At 72.1% G+C, this 13,695-nt stretch carries 13 protein-coding genes (1 of these 13 only partly in view); 7 read left to right on the top strand and 6 right to left on the bottom strand.

Annotation, left to right across the window (positions count from 1 at the left end; genetic code table 11):
- The 4 genes from CBQ26_RS18900 to CBQ26_RS18885 form a co-directional block, all read right to left on the bottom strand.
- Positions 1-95, bottom strand: partial view of an ABC transporter ATP-binding protein gene (locus CBQ26_RS18900; RefSeq protein ID WP_088250172.1) — the beginning only. 850 nt of this gene lie to the left of the window's left edge; 95 of the gene's 945 nt are visible here — the first part of the coding sequence; its start codon is at positions 93-95; its stop codon lies beyond the left edge, outside the window.
- Positions 92-1,288, bottom strand: coding sequence for an ABC transporter permease (locus CBQ26_RS18895; protein ID WP_342351788.1), 1,197 nt, complete (start codon positions 1,286-1,288; stop codon positions 92-94). The genes CBQ26_RS18900 and CBQ26_RS18895 overlap by 4 nt, the downstream gene beginning before the upstream one ends.
- A 103-nt stretch (positions 1,289-1,391) precedes the next feature.
- Positions 1,392-2,306, bottom strand: a complete 915-nt coding sequence (locus tag CBQ26_RS18890; RefSeq protein ID WP_088250170.1) for a glycine betaine ABC transporter substrate-binding protein — start codon at positions 2,304-2,306, stop codon at positions 1,392-1,394.
- A gap of 117 nt (positions 2,307-2,423) precedes the next feature.
- On the bottom strand, positions 2,424-2,717 hold the full coding sequence (locus CBQ26_RS18885) for an Lrp/AsnC family transcriptional regulator (protein ID WP_172418169.1): 294 nt from the start codon (positions 2,715-2,717) through the stop codon (positions 2,424-2,426).
- 95 nt (positions 2,718-2,812) lie between these two features.
- On the opposite strand from CBQ26_RS18885, the gene ahbA reads away from it, so the two are divergent.
- On the top strand, positions 2,813-3,871 hold the full coding sequence (ahbA, locus tag CBQ26_RS18880) for a siroheme decarboxylase subunit alpha (RefSeq protein WP_088250168.1): 1,059 nt from the start codon (positions 2,813-2,815) through the stop codon (positions 3,869-3,871).
- Positions 3,872-3,971: 100 nt separating this feature from the next.
- On the opposite strand, the gene CBQ26_RS18875 is transcribed toward ahbA, so the two are convergent.
- A complete protein-coding gene (locus tag CBQ26_RS18875; RefSeq protein WP_088250167.1) occupies positions 3,972-6,062 on the bottom strand; it encodes an E3 binding domain-containing protein in 2,091 nt (696 codons plus the stop codon).
- Between the two features lie 310 nt (positions 6,063-6,372).
- Between CBQ26_RS18875 and CBQ26_RS18870 the strand changes: the two genes are divergently transcribed.
- From CBQ26_RS18870 to CBQ26_RS18845, 6 genes are all read left to right on the top strand, one after another.
- Positions 6,373-7,437 carry a Glu/Leu/Phe/Val dehydrogenase family protein gene (locus tag CBQ26_RS18870; protein ID WP_088250166.1) on the top strand — a complete coding sequence of 355 codons (1,065 nt, stop codon included), beginning with the start codon at positions 6,373-6,375 and terminating at the stop codon, positions 7,435-7,437.
- A gap of 11 nt (positions 7,438-7,448) precedes the next feature.
- Positions 7,449-8,048, top strand: coding sequence for a uridine kinase (gene udk, locus CBQ26_RS18865; RefSeq protein WP_088250165.1), 600 nt, complete (start codon positions 7,449-7,451; stop codon positions 8,046-8,048).
- Positions 8,049-8,255: 207 nt separating this feature from the next.
- A complete protein-coding gene (locus CBQ26_RS18860) occupies positions 8,256-10,106 on the top strand; it encodes a DUF5693 family protein (RefSeq protein ID WP_308430632.1) in 1,851 nt (616 codons plus the stop codon).
- On the top strand, positions 10,103-11,080 hold the full coding sequence (gene csaB / locus CBQ26_RS18855; RefSeq protein ID WP_088250164.1) for a polysaccharide pyruvyl transferase CsaB: 978 nt from the start codon (positions 10,103-10,105) through the stop codon (positions 11,078-11,080). The genes CBQ26_RS18860 and csaB overlap by 4 nt, the downstream gene beginning before the upstream one ends.
- A gap of 4 nt (positions 11,081-11,084) precedes the next feature.
- Positions 11,085-11,879, top strand: a complete 795-nt coding sequence (truA, locus tag CBQ26_RS18850) for a tRNA pseudouridine(38-40) synthase TruA (protein ID WP_088250163.1) — start codon at positions 11,085-11,087, stop codon at positions 11,877-11,879.
- Positions 11,876-12,409 (top strand): hypothetical protein, encoded by a 534-nt coding sequence (locus CBQ26_RS18845; RefSeq protein WP_088250162.1) that lies wholly within the window; start codon positions 11,876-11,878, stop codon positions 12,407-12,409. The genes truA and CBQ26_RS18845 overlap by 4 nt, the downstream gene beginning before the upstream one ends.
- Positions 12,410-12,424: 15 nt before the next feature.
- Here the strand turns inward: CBQ26_RS18845 and CBQ26_RS18840 are convergent, their stop codons facing one another.
- Positions 12,425-13,687 carry a cytochrome P450 gene (locus CBQ26_RS18840; RefSeq protein ID WP_088250161.1) on the bottom strand — a complete coding sequence of 421 codons (1,263 nt, stop codon included), beginning with the start codon at positions 13,685-13,687 and terminating at the stop codon, positions 12,425-12,427.
- Positions 13,688-13,695 lie beyond the last annotated feature (8 nt).

Below are 13,695 nucleotides of genomic sequence, written 5' to 3'. Positions count from 1 at the left end.
AGCGCCGTGAGTTCCCCGTCCGGGAAGGTGAGGTTCAGGTCCTGCACGGCGAACGAATCGCCGAAACGTTTTTCAAGGTGATGCAGTTCGATCATGCGGCCCTCCCCAGGCGCCGTGCGAGCAGGGTCTCCAGGCCGCGCAGCGCCGCGTCGACCGCCACGGCCAGCAGCGCCGCCGGCACGGCGCCCAGCAGGATCAGGTCGGTCGCGGCACTCTGGAGACCCTTGAAGATGTACGTGCCCAGCCCGCCCGCCCCGATCAGCGCCGCGACGGCCGCCACGCCCACCAGCAGCACCGCCGCCTGCCGCACCCCGCTGAGCCACACCGGCAGCGCCAGCGGCAGCTGCACCCGCCAGAAGCGTTGCGAGGCGGTCATGCCCATGCCGCGCGCCGCGTCCACCGCGCCGGCCGGCACGCTCCGCAGCGCCACCACACCGTTGCGCAGCACCGGCAGCAGCGCGTACAGCGTCATGGCACTCAGGGCCGGGGCGACCCCGATGCCGCTGACCCCCGCCTCACGCAGGGCCGGGAAGGCGTTCGCCAGCGCCGAGAGCGGCGCGATCAGCAGGCCCAGCAGCGCCAGACTGGGAATGGTCTGAACGGCGTTCGCGGCGCCCAGTACCGCGCCCGCCACCCGTTCGCGCCCGGACGCCCACACGGCCAGCGGCGCCCCGATCAGGAGCGCCAGCCCCAGCGCCGTGCCCACCAGCCGCAGGTGCTGCGCGAGTTCCTGCACCCAGCGCGGCCCCTCGCTGCGGCCCTCGACCAGCACGGACCAGTCCGCCAGGGTGCCGGTCAGCAGCAGCGCCGCCAGCCCCGGCAACCACGCCCACCCGGCCACGCGTGGACCGCCGCACAACCGCGCGCCGTACACGGCCACGCCCGCCCCCAGCAGGGTCAGCCACGCGCCGCTGGCGGCACTGGCCCGCGCGAACTCCGCCTGACCGACCAGCGCCGCGCCCGTGCGCGTGCCCAGTAACCACACGGCCAGCAGCAGTGCCAGCGTGGCCGGCACCCAGGTCAGCGCCGACCGCCAGCGGGCCGCCGCCAGTGGAAGCAGCGCCAGCACCAGCAGCGTGGCCACCCACACGGGCGGCAGCCGCAGGTACTCGCCCGGCGCCAGACGGTTGGGCCGCAGCAGCACCCACGGCAACCACGCGCCCGCCAGCATGGGCAGGGCCGCCAGGGCCAGGACCGCCTGAACGTCCCCGCGCGCCCCCGACCGGCCCGCAGCAGAAGGGGCAGGCAGCCTCTCGGCTCCCACCTCCTTGCCCGCCGGATCACTCACGGACGGCCCGCCTGCGGGTGGGGAAAGTCCCAGCGCGGAAAGACGCTCCGTCCGGCCCGCCCCAGTGCAGCGCCCCCAGGCGCAGAGTCTCCAGTCACGGCGCTTACTTGATCAGGCCCTTGGCCTTCAGGTACTCCTGCGCCACCGCCTGCGCCGTGCGGCCCTCCAGGGCCACCTTGGCGTTCAGGCCCTGCATGGTGGACTGCGACAGCGTGGCAAAGGTCCTGTTCAGCAGCGCCTCAATCTGCGGGTTGGCTTTCAGGGTCGCCGTGCGGATGATCGGGGACGGCTGGTACACCGCCTGCGCGCCCTTGGGGTCCTTCAGGGCCACCATCTTCAGCGCCGCCAGCGTGCCGTCCGTGCCGTAGGCCATCGCGGCGTTCACGCCGTTCGTGCCGTTCGCGGCGGCCTGCTGCGTCTGGGGCGGCGTGGCCCCCGCCAGGATCAGCTTCTGATCGGCCTTCAGCTTGAAGCCGTACGCTTCCTCGAAGGCCGGCATGGTGTCGGGACGGTTGAAGAACTCCGGGCTGCCCGCCAGTTTCAGTTTCCCGCCGCCATTCACGTAACGGGCGAGGTCCGCGACCGTGTTCAGCCGCGCGCTTTTCGCCAGCGCTTCGGGCACCGCGATCACCCAGGTGTTGTTCACGGCGGCCGGCTTGAGCCACGTCACGCCGTTCCGGCTGTCCAACTGCCGCGCCAGCCCGTAGATGGTGCCGGTGTTCCCCGCCTGCTTGGCCGTGATCTTCGCCTTCGGGAACAGGTACACCGCGTTGCCCGTGTACTCGGGGTACACGTCGATCTCGCCCGCCAGCAGCGCCTTGCGGTTCACGCCGGTATCCCCCAGGTTCGTGCGGTCAGTCACGTCCAGGCCCGCGTTCTTGAGGGTCAGGACGATCATCTGCCCCAGGATCTGCGCCTCGGGGTCGAGTTTGCTCCCGACCACGATGGGCTTCGCGGCGGCAGCGCCGGACAGGGCGGCGCCCAGAAGAAGGGCCGGCAGCAGAAGGGTGCGGGTCATGCGGTCAACGTACCCGCCGCCCCGGGCCGCACAGGTAGGGCAGGTCACAAAACCCACCGGCCTCCAGAGACTTCTAAAGACTTCTTAAACCCGCCCCCAGACGGGCAGCCGGGGCAGTCAGCGGTTCTGGCTCTCGTCCAGGCCCACCCCGAAGCCCTGATCCAGCAGCGCCTCGTTGTACGTGCGGAACGCCAGCATCGTCTGCGTGCGCGTGATGCCCTCCACCTTGCGCAGATGCCCGGTCACCACGTCATCCAGGTCCTCGTAGCGGGCGATTTTCAGGATCGCCACGATGTCCCACTCGCCCGTCACCGAGTACACCTCACGCACGCCGGGCACGCCCGCCAGCGCCTCGGCCGTCTCCTGCACCCGCTGCCGCTCTGCCTGCACCATCACGATCGCCGTTACCATACCCGCCATTGTGCGCCCACACCGGCCCCCACCGCACCCGCCTGACCGGTCGTTCGGGGACGTTCCGCCGCCCCGCCGGCGCGTATTGTGCAGACATGACCGCACCCGCCGCCGCGCCCAAGCCTGCCCCCACGCCACGCGAGCAGCTCCTGAACCGCATCCAACGCGACATCCCCATCACCCGGCGCCCCTACGCCGTCATCGCGCAGGACGTCGGCCTGACCGAAGCCGAGGCCCTGAGCATCCTGCGTGAAGTGAAGGCCGAGGGCGTGCTGCGGCAGGTCAGCGCCATCTTCGACACCCGCACCCTGGGCTACCAGAGCAGCCTCGTGGCCGCCGTGCACGACGAGGACCAGCTCGACGCCGGCGCCGAGATCGTCAACGCCCACCCCGGCGTCAGCCACAACTACAAACGCAACCACGACTTCAACCTCTGGTACACCATCGCCGTGCCGCCCGAAAGTGACCTCGAGGCGCACGTGCAGAAACTCCACGAACTCAGCGGCGCGCGCCTGACCCGCCTGATGCCCACCCTGCACCTGTTCAAGATCGGCGTGGAATTCGACATGACCGGCAAGGAAGACTGGAACGCCAAGGCCAAACCCCAGTACACCAGCGAGCAGCGCAACATCGGCTACGCAGTCACCGACCTCGACCGGGCCTTCGTCACGGAATTCCAGAAGGACCTGCCCGTCACCGAGGAACCCTACGCCGACGCCTGCGCCGCCCTGGGCCTGAGCATCGAGGAAGTCGCCGCGCACGCCGAGAAGATGAAGGCTGCCGGCGCGCTGCGCCGCGTGTCCGCCGTGTTCCGCCACCAGAAGGCCGGCTTCACCTTCAACGCCATGGGCGTCTGGGCCGTCCCGCAGGAGAATGTGGCCGAGGTCGGCCGCCAGATGGCCGAATTCAAGGCCGTCTCGCACTGCTATCTGCGCCCCACCTACCCCGAATGGCCCTACACCATCTTCACGATGGTTCACGGCCGCAGCAAGGAAGAAGCCTTCGGCAAGATCAGCGCCATCGAACAGGAAGTCGCGCAGGGCGTCGACCACGCCATCCTGTACTCCACCAAGGAATACAAGAAGGTCCGCCTGGAGTTCTACAAACCGGAATTCTACGACTGGGCGCGGCAGAACCTTGGCACCGAGGCCTGACCAGGAGGGCGGAGAGGGGATGGATGCCTCTCTCTGACCGGACACGACGAAAAAGAACCGCCCCGTAACGTGGGGCGGTTCTTTTTCGTCGTGCGCTCGCTTACAGCACCAGCAGGATGGGCTGTTCCAGCGTCCCGGCCACCTGCGCCAGGAAGTGCGCGGCGTGGGCGGGGTTCACGTCGCCGTTCAGGGTCAGGGCGGCGCGGCCGTCCTGCACGCGACCGACGCTGAGGGTCAGGGTGTGCGGGAAGTGCAGGTCGTCCAGGCCGTGCGCGCCGGCGTCCACGACCAGCAGGTCCGGGGTGCCGTCCTGCGCGGTGCCCAGCTGCGCCAGCGCGTCGCGCAGGCTGCCGGTCCCGACCGTCTGGGCGTGCGTGTCGCCCTGCACGGCCACGCTGCCCAGCCCCAGGGTGTCGGCGTGACGCTGCGCGGCGCGGGCCACCAGCAGACCCAGCGGCAGGTCCTGTTCCAGCGCGGCACTCACCTGACGTTGCAGGTCGCGCAGCGCGGCCACGTCGGCGTCACGGCGCAGGTACGCACCGAACCACACGGCGTTCGCCGGAGCGGCTGCGGGCGTGTGGACCACCGCGCTGACCGGCGCGACCAGCACGGGCGCTTCCTCTTCCGCAGCGTCCTGCGGAACTTCCTGCGCTGCGGCAGGCACGTCCGTCCGGGCGTCCTCGGGTTCCGTCACCTCGGGAGCGGCCACTTCCGGCTCGGCCAACTCGGGCTCGGTCGCTTCCGGTTCGGCCAACTCGGGCTCCGGGGCGACTTCCGGCTCCGTCACTTCCGGTTCCGACACGTCGGCCACGGCCGCGACCTCGGGCTCGGCAGCGATGTCGGGTTCAGGGGCGATCTCGGGCTCGGGGGCACTCTCAGGCTCGGCTGTGATCGCGGGCTCTGCCGGGGCGGTCTCCTCGACGGGCAGATCGGCCTGCGGGGCCTCCACGAACGCCTCGTCGGTGTCCGTCATTCCGGTGCTGCCGGTGATCTCGGCGCTGTCGGTGGCGGCCTCGACCGGTTCGGCCGTTGCGGACTCCAGCACCTCCGGCTCCGACACTTCCGGTTCCAGGGCCTCCGGCTCGGGGGCCTGCGCCGTCGCGGCGGGTTCGGCCCAGGCCTGGTCCTGCTCCTGGCGGCCGTCCGTCCAGGCGGGCGCGGCATCGGCAGCAGTCTCCTCGGCGGCGACGGGTTCCGCCACCACGGGAGCGGGCTCGACCGGCTCAGACTCGACCGGCTCGGGTGCAGCTGGCTCGGGTGCAGTCGCCGCGACCTCGGCCGGCTGGGTGGCGACGGATTCCGGCGTCACGGGGGTCGCCTCGGGCGCCGGCTTCTGGTACAGGCGGGACAGCAGGCTGCCCAGGCCGGCGGCCAGTCCGGTCGCGGCGGCGGCCTCGGCCACGGGGGCCGGGGCGGGTTCGGCCGCGGGCTGCGGCGCCTCCATCTGCGGAACTTCCAGCTGCGGCGCTGCGATCTGCGGAACGTCGGATTGCGCGGCCTCGTGGGTCACGTCCGGGGCGGGCGTGAACACGGGCGGGGGCATCACGACGGGCACGTCGGCCGCCGCGCCTTCCGGCAGGTGGGCCGGGGCGGGGTCGGGCGTGTGGCCGGGGGTGGGCGTTCCCCAGTTCCAGCCTCCGGCGGTCGCGGCGGGCTGCGGCGCGGCCGGTTCCGTCGCCGCGAAAGCCGGAGCGTTGACGGTGGGCTCGGGCGTGGCGGGGATGGGGTCGGGCAGGGCCGGCTCGGGCAAGGTGGGTTCGGGCATGGTGGGTTCGGGGGCGGCGGCGACCGGCTGGGCGGCGCTCTCCTCGTCCTCCAGCTCGAATTCCAGGTCCTCGTCTTCCAGGCTGCTGCCGGTCGGGGTGGCCGGCACCTGCGGGGACACCGCCGTGCGGGCCTGCTCGACGAACGCGGTGATGTCGGTGTCCACGCCGGCGCGGCTGAGCATGTCGGCGTTCATGCCGGCCTTGTTCAGCATGTCCGCGCTGGGGATCTCGTCACCGGTCCAGTCGGCGGGGGTGGGGTCCACGGGCGTGCTGGGCGGGTCTTCCTCGCCACTCATGACGCGCGACAGGTAATTCAGGATGTCCTGTTCGACGATCATGCCGCCGCTTCCGGTCCCGTCGAGTTTCTGCCAGTCAATCCCGTTCGCTTCCGCCAGAATTTTGGCGAGCGGAGCAATCCGATCCATTCAATTCCCCCTTTGTGCGCCCCATTGTAAGGGACGTCTGTGCGCCCCGGCGCCACGGTTCGGCGCCGCCCCGGTGAGGGGCGGCGAGACGGCCGGGCGAGGGACCAGCGTAAGCATTGTCACAGGGTGACGAACGGCCTCTGACAGCGTTCTTTCACGCGGCCCGCCGCCCGGCGCGGGCGGGGCATGCGCCGCTGGTGAAGACATGCGCCCCGGTGATACGCTGGTGGGCGGTACCGCGCCCTCCGGGCGGCCCCCTCCCGCTGCAACGGAGCCGGGGGCCCGGAACGCGGCGGAACACAGGAGTCATATGCTGATACTTGAGGAGATGCAGTCGCGCGGGCACGAGGCCCTGACCTTGCTTCACCATGCCCCCAGCGGTCTGCGCGCGGCCCTGGCGGTCCACTCGACGGTGCTGGGGCCCGCCATTGCCGGCGTGCGCCTGCGCGAACAGGACGAGGAACTGGCGATCCGGGGGGCGCTGGCGCTGTCCGAGAGCCTGACCCTGAAGGCCGCGCTGGCCGGCCTGAACTACGGCGGCGGCGCCTGCGTGATCCTGATGCCCGAGTCGGGCGTCGAGGACCCGCACGCCCGGGAAGCGCTGTTCCGCGCGCTGGGCCGTCAGGTGCTGCCCATGGAGTCGCGGGTGGTGCTGACCGAGGACATCGGCGTGAGCCCGGCCGACATCGCGTTCGTGGCGCAGGAGACCCGCTCCACGCTCGGCATGAACACCGACACGAGTTCCGTCACGGGGTACGGCGTGTACCGCGGCATGAAGGCCGCCGCGCGCCACGCGCTGGGCTCCGAGAGTCTGCGCGGCGTGCGCGTGGCGATCATGGGCGTCGGCGCGGTCGGCCGGGCGCTGGCCGGGCACCTGCACCGCGAGGGCGCGCGCCTGACCGTCGCGGACGACCGTCCGGAACGCGCGCAGGCGCTGGCGGACACCCTGAGCGGCGTGACGGTCGTCGGCTGCCACGAACTGCTCGACGTGCCCAGCGACATCCTGGCACCCTGCGGGTACGGGCACACCATCCGCAGTCAGGACGTGCCGCGCCTGCAGTGCCGCCTGATTGCCGGCGGCGAGCACCACCCCCTGACCCGCCGGGGTGAGGAGGCCGTCAAGGAGGCCGGAATCGTGTACATGCCGGACTTCGCCATCAACTCGGCGGGCCTGATCGCCGCGGCCACCGGCCTGGAGGCCGCGCAGGCCGCCGAGCGGGTGTACCAGATCGTCAACCGCATCACGGCCGCCGCCGAGCAGTACGGCAAGGCCCCGCACGTCGTGGCGCGCCGCATGGCCGAGCGCCGCATCGACCTGATCGGCAGTCTGGGCGCCAGTGCCAGCGGCGTCCGCCCCGCCGGGGGTGTCGCGTGAGCCGGCCGTTCATGATCGGCGTGGCCGGCGGGTCCGGCAGCGGCAAGACCACCGTCACGCGCCGCGTGATCGAGACGGTCGGGCGCGAGGGCGTGGCCGTCCTGAACCAGGACAACTACTACCGCAACCAGGACGACATTCCCTTCGAGGCGCGCCTGAAGACCAACTACGACCACCCGGCCGCCTTCGACTGGGCGCTGCTGGGCGAGCACGTGGACGCCCTGCTGGCCGGCGTGCCCATCGACATGCCCGAGTACGACTTCACGAACCACACCCGTTCGGCGCAGACCACCCGCGTCCTGCCCGGCCCGGTCGTGGTCCTCGAGGGGTTCTTCGCGCTGTACGACGAGGCGCTGCGCGGCCGCATGCACCTGAAGGTGTTCGTGGACGCCGACGCCGACGTGCGCTTCATCCGCCGCCTGCTGCGCGACACGCAGGAACGTGGCCGCACGCCCGAGAGCGTGATCGAGCAGTACCTGGAGTACGTGCGCCCCATGCACCTGAGTTTCGTGGAACCCACCAAACGCTACGCCGACGTGATCATCCCGCACGGCGGCATGAACGAACCCGCGCTGGACATGCTGGCCGCCCGGATCCGCGCGACCATCTGAGCGCCGCGCGCCGGTCGGTCCTTTCGGTGGACGACCCGGCCCTCCGGCGGCCGTCAGCATGAATCTCCCTGGCGCCGCGCCCGCCCCGCAACCGCGCCCCGGTCCCGCGTGACCACAGGTCCGTGCGCTGCGGGGGTGGTGGACCGCCGCCCGGCCCCCGTCGACCCTCCGTCCATTTCCGCCGTTTCTCCCCTTTAGGATGTGCCTGTGACCGATGCTCCCCCCACCCGCGACGCGCCTGCCCAGGGCGGCATGACCGTCCCGCCGCCGTCCCGACACCCCTGGACTCCGGCGCTGCTGGGCCTGATCCTGCTGTCCCTGATTCCGGCGCTGCTGCTGGCCGTGGGCCGCGTGAACCACGAACGAGACGAGAAGACGGCCGCGCTGGTCATGGATTACCCGGCCGTGGCCGCGCAGGCGCGCCGTTTCGGCCTGGAACCGCAGGCGCTGATGGACCGCTACCAGAAGCTCGGCGTGAACGGCGTCGCCGTGTACGAGGACGTGATCGGGAATCTCGTGCAGCGCGGCGAGGTGTACCTGCGCAGCGGCGCGGACCTGAAAGCCGACTTCCCGGACTCGGACGCGAACCCGCAGAACGTGTACCTGCGCTCGCTGAAACCCGGCGTGGCCGAGGCCCTGCCCGCCCGCTACACCATGCCCACCCGGCAGGTCCGCGTGGGCGGCCTGACCTGGACCGAGTGGCCCACCGACCCCACCTTCCTGCCCACCGGCCCGAACGCCGCGCTGATCAGCGAACTGAAGGGCAAGGGCTACACCATCGTGTACCGCCCGTACGCCGACGACGCCCTGCGCGAACCCGGCGCGGACTGGCCGGACGTGCCGTTCATCGCATTCAACGGCGAGGAGGTCATCGGGGCGCGCACGCCCGAACTGCTGGAGAAGATCAACGAACGCATGGGGGACCGCGTCCCCGCGCTGATTGAGGCGACCCCGCAGCGCGGCCTGGACACCCTGATCGCCACGCACGGCGCGGCCCGCACCTTCAGCGTGAACCCCGCGTGGCAGAACCGCCTGGACCCGATCACGCTGGCCAGCAAGTACAACCTCGCGGCCCGTGAGCGCTCCATGCGCCTGCTGTACCTGCGCCCCTACCCGACCATCAACGAGACCGAGGCCCTGCTGACCCGCACCACCGAGCTGCTGGGCCGGTCCGGCGTGAAGATCACCGAGCCGGTCATCCGGCCCTTCACCGAGAACACGGCGCTGCGCGCCCTGAGCCTGATCGGGCCGGTCGCGGCGCTGCTGCTGCTGGGCCTGAGCTTCCCGCTGGTCCGCCTGGGCCTGCTGGTCGCCGCCGCGAGCGGCGCGCTGGCCCTGGGCCTGAACCGCTTCGATCCCTTCGCGGGCGGCGCGCTGATCGCCGCCGTGACCTTCCCCGCGCTGGGACTGGTGCTGCGCCGCGCCCGCGTGACCGACTGGTTCATCGCGACCGGCCTGAGCCTGTGCGGCGTGCTGTTCGTCTCCGCGCTAGGCGCGAACCGCGACAGCGTGCTGGGCCTCGAACCGTTCCGGGGCGTGGGCCTGACCCTGGCGCTGCCGCTGCTGCTGGTCGCCCTGAGCTTCCTGCCCCGCCAGGACCTGCGCCAGACCGCGCGGGACATCTACAACGCGCCCATCAAACTGGGTGACGTGGTCGTGATGGGCGCGGCGCTGGCCGTGTTCGCGCTGGTGTTCCTGCGGCGCGGCAACGCCACCGGCGCCAGCGTCAGCGACGCCGAGGCGAAGATCCGCCAGGACCTTCAGGACAGCCTCGTGCGGCCGCGCTTCAAGGAGATGGCCGGCCACCCGCTGGGCATCGTGGGCCTGAGCGGCGCGCTGCCCGGTTACCTGGGCGCCATGCTGATCCTGGGCGGCGTGGTCGGCCAGTCCAGTATCCTGAACACCTTCTCGCACTTCCACACGCCGCTGCTGATCAGCGCCACCCGCTGCTTCCTGGGCCTGGGCGTCGGCCTGATCGCCGGTCTGGTCGGCCTCTGGCTGGTCCGCACGGCGCTGCGCCTGTGGCACACGTACGGCGCGCGGACGGTGAACGCATGACCCGCACCACCGTCACCGTCAGCGGCTACTACGGCTTCGGGAACACCGGCGACGAGGCCATCGCGCTGGCCATCACCCGCGAACTGCGCAAGTACAGCGCCGAGCCGCTGCTGCTGTCGAACACCCCCGCCGAGACCGCCCGCACCTACGACTGCCTGAGCGCCGAACGCATGAAACCCGCCGCCGTGCTGGGCGCGCTCATGCGCTCGCGCGTGCTGCTGTCCGGCGGGGGCGGCCTGCTTCAGGACAAGACCAGCAGCCGCACCCTCACGTACTACCTGGCGATCATCCGCCTCGCGAAACTGATGGGCCGCCGCGTGGTCGTGTTCAACCAGAGCGTCGGCCCCCTGAGCGAACAGGGCGGCCGTCGCGTGGCCCGCGCGCTGCGTGGCGTGACCGTCATCGTGCGCGACCAGGGCAGCCTGGACACCCTGGGCAGCCTGGGCGTGCGCGCCGAACTGGGCGGCGACCCGGCCTTGCTGCTGAGCGCCGCGCCCGCCACCCGCGACCTGAAACGCGTGATCGTCGCCCCGCGCGGCGACGTGACCGACGCCACCGAGAAACTCAGGGACGTCATCCGCCGCCTGCAGGCCGAGGGCCGCCACGTCACCGCCCTGAGCTTCATGCCCGACCACGACGACGAAGCCGCCCACAGCCTCGGCGCGAACGACGTGATCAGCACCCGCGACCCACAGGTGGCGCTGGACGCCATCGCCGCCAGCGGGTACGTGATCGGGGTGCGCCTGCACGCCGTGATCCTGGCCGCCGCGACCGGCACGCCCTTCACCGGCGTCGCCTACGACCCCAAGGTGCAGGGCTTCTGCGCCGACGCCGGCGCGCCCGCCCACCCCACCGACCTGAACGCCGAACAGGTGGCCGAGGAAGCCCTGCGGCGCGTCGTGCCCGACTGGAACGCCGTCGAGGACATGAAACTCAGGGCCGCGCAGAGCTTCGGGCGCGCCCTGAACCGCTAGGCCCATGACCCGCCCGGACTACCGCCCCCCCGACGGGCACCGCCGCCTGCTGCTGCACGTCGCCTGGGACGGCGCGCCCTACGCCGGGTGGCAGTCCCAGCCCACGCTGCCCAGCGTGCAGGACACCTTGCACGGCGCGCTGGCCCGGCTGGGCGGCGGGGAGTTCCGCCCGGTCGCCGCCGGCCGCACCGATGCCGGCGTGCACGCCGAGGCCATGCCCGCCCACGTGGACGTGCCGGACACCTTCCAGGTGCCCCCCACCAAACTGGCCCGCGCCCTGAACGCCCACCTGCCCCACACCGTGGCCGTCCTGCACGCCGCCGACGCGCCCGCCGGGTTTCACGCCCGCTTCTCGTGCACCGAGCGGCAGTACGTGTACCGCCTGCTGGTCCACCCGCAACGGCACCCGCACTGGCACGGCCGCGCCCTGCACGTCCCGCAACCCCTGAACCCGGACGCCATGAACGCCGCCGCCGCCGCCCTGACCGGCACGCACGACTTCGCGGCGTTCGCCACCCAGGAGGACCGCCAGACCGTGCGCGAACTGCGGCGGCTGCGCGTGCAGCCCGGCCCGCTGATCTGGGAAATCCACGTGCACGGCGAGAGCTTCCTGCGGCACATGGTGCGCGGACTGGTCGGCACCCTGCTGCTGGCCGGACAGGGCCGCCTGAGCCCCGAGCAGGCCGAGAGCATCCTGCACTCGCGGCAGCGGTCACAGGCGGGCGCGAACGTGCCCGCGCACGGCCTGTCCTTCACCGGCGCCCGCTACGAGGGCTTCCCCGAAATCGCGTCCGCGTGACCCACGACCTGCACGCCTTCACCGGCCCGCGCCTCCCGCACGACGGCGGCCAGGGCACCGTGCGCGGCGCGCTGGTCGGCTGCGGTCCCCTGAGCGCTGCGTGCCTGCTGCGGTGGCACGCCGACCGGCTGGACCGGCCTCTGCCGCCGCGCGACGCCCTGGCCGCCGAACTGCTGACCGCCCAGCGGGCCTTCATCGTCCCCGCGACTGGCGGGCAACGCGCCGTGCTGCCCTGGGACTGGCTGACCGGCACGAACGACTGGCTGCGCGCACAGGGCCTTCCGCTGCGCGCACGCGGCCTGTGGGGCGTGCGCCGCGCCGAGGCGCTGCAACGCCACCTGCACCGTCTGTTCACCGCCGGGACGCCTGCCGTGGGCCTGGAATTCAGCCCGCGCCTCCAGCATTACGGCCTGCTGAGCACCTACCAGCCCGGCCCCACCCTTCGCGCCACGCTGCTCGTGGATGGCAGCGACCTGCACCTCGCGCCCCGCGTCGGCTTGGGCGGCGTGTTCTGGATCGAGGAGGGGTAGCGCCGCCGCTCTGGCCTACCCGAGCCGGACCCGGAGTTCCTGCGGGCCGCGCAGGACGAGGTTCGCCTTGAACGGCGGGGTGGGGTCGCTGACGGTCAGGTTCGGGAAGCGGCGGGCGAGCGCGGCGTACACTTCCGCGATTTCCAGGCGGGCCAGGGACGCGCCCAGGCAGTAGTGCGCGCCGGCGGCGAAGGCGAGGTGCCGGGCGCTGTTCGGGCGGTCCCAGTCGAGGCGGTCGGGGTCGGGGAACACGCCGGGGTCGCGGTTCGCGGCGGCCAGCATGGTCTGCACTTGCGTGCCGGCCGGGAGGGTGAGGGGCTGGCCGTCCGCGCCGGTGGTGGTGAGGTCGCCGGCCAGGGTGCGCCCGTCGAGTTGCACGGGCGAGACGACGCGCAGCAGTTCGTCCGCGACGTTCGGGTGGTCGGGGCGGGCGACCAGGGCGGCCCACGCCTGGGGTTGCCGGGCGAGTTCGAGGAGGCCGCCAGGAATCAGGTTGCTGGTCGTCTCGTGCCCGGCGGCCAGCAGCAGCACGGCGTTCGAGAGCAGTTCGTCGCTGCTCAGGCGTTCGCCGCCGTCCTGCGCGGCGGCCATGGCGCTCAGCAGGCCGGGTTGCGGGTGCGCGCGCAGTTCGTCGGCCAGGTCGCGGAAGTACGCGCGCATCTCGCTGGCGTCCGCCTCGATGCGGGCCAGCAGATCCGGATTGCCTTCCGCGCCGCCCAGCAGGTCCGCGACGCTCTGGGTCCAGCGCATGAATTTCGCCTCGTCCTCGCCGCGCAGGCCCAGCATCCGCATGATCACGCGCGCCGGGAGGGGCGCGGCCAGTCCAGCCACGAGGTCCACGTCCCGGTCGGTGGGCAGGGCGTCCAGCAGGTCGGTCAGGACCGCCTGCACCAGTTCGCGTTGCGCCTCGACCACGCGCGGCGTGAAGGCCGCCTGCACCAGCCCGCGCAGGCGGGCGTGCGAGGGGCCGTTGTGGAACAGCATCATGGGTTGCAGCAGCCGGGTGCCCTGCGTGTCGGCCGGCATCTGCGAGATCACGGCCCCCGAGAGGGCCAGCGGGGAGCGCAGCACGGCGCTGTTCACGGCGTGCGAGGTCACGAAGGTCATGCCCCACTCCGACACGCCCAGCACGCCGGACGGGTTCAGGTCGCGCAGCGCGGCGTACGCCGGGTACGGGTCCGGGATGGTCTGTGGGTGCCACAGGGCCTGCACGGCCTCCTGCGTGCGCTGCTGTTCGGGCGTGAACGGCTGGGCGGCCACCTGCGCTGGATTGGTCATGCCCCAGC

The sequence above is a fragment of the Deinococcus indicus genome (genome assembly GCF_002198095.1).
In the GTDB taxonomy this organism is placed as follows: Bacteria; Deinococcota; Deinococci; order Deinococcales; family Deinococcaceae; genus Deinococcus; species Deinococcus caeni.
The sequence above is the reverse complement of the archived record's forward strand: the minus strand, read 5'-3'. Positions and strand labels throughout refer to the sequence as shown.

Bases quoted from the DNA above. Each gene is read 5' to 3' on its own strand.
- CBQ26_RS18890 (WP_088250170.1), bottom strand. From the start codon at position 2,306: ATGACCCGCACCCTTCTGCTGCCGGCCCTTCTTCTGGGCGCCGCCCTG.
- CBQ26_RS18885 (WP_172418169.1), bottom strand. From the start codon at position 2,717: ATGGTAACGGCGATCGTGATGGTGCAGGCAGAGCGGCAGCGGGTGCAG.
- ahbA (WP_088250168.1), top strand. From the start codon at position 2,813: ATGACCGCACCCGCCGCCGCGCCCAAGCCTGCCCCCACGCCACGCGAG.
- CBQ26_RS18875 (WP_088250167.1), bottom strand. From the start codon at position 6,062: ATGGATCGGATTGCTCCGCTCGCCAAAATTCTGGCGGAAGCGAACGGG.
- CBQ26_RS18870 (WP_088250166.1), top strand. From the start codon at position 6,373: ATGCTGATACTTGAGGAGATGCAGTCGCGCGGGCACGAGGCCCTGACC.
- udk (WP_088250165.1), top strand. From the start codon at position 7,449: ATGATCGGCGTGGCCGGCGGGTCCGGCAGCGGCAAGACCACCGTCACG.
- csaB (WP_088250164.1), top strand. From the start codon at position 10,103: ATGACCCGCACCACCGTCACCGTCAGCGGCTACTACGGCTTCGGGAAC.
- truA (WP_088250163.1), top strand. From the start codon at position 11,085: ATGACCCGCCCGGACTACCGCCCCCCCGACGGGCACCGCCGCCTGCTG.
- CBQ26_RS18840 (WP_088250161.1), bottom strand. From the start codon at position 13,687: ATGACCAATCCAGCGCAGGTGGCCGCCCAGCCGTTCACGCCCGAACAG.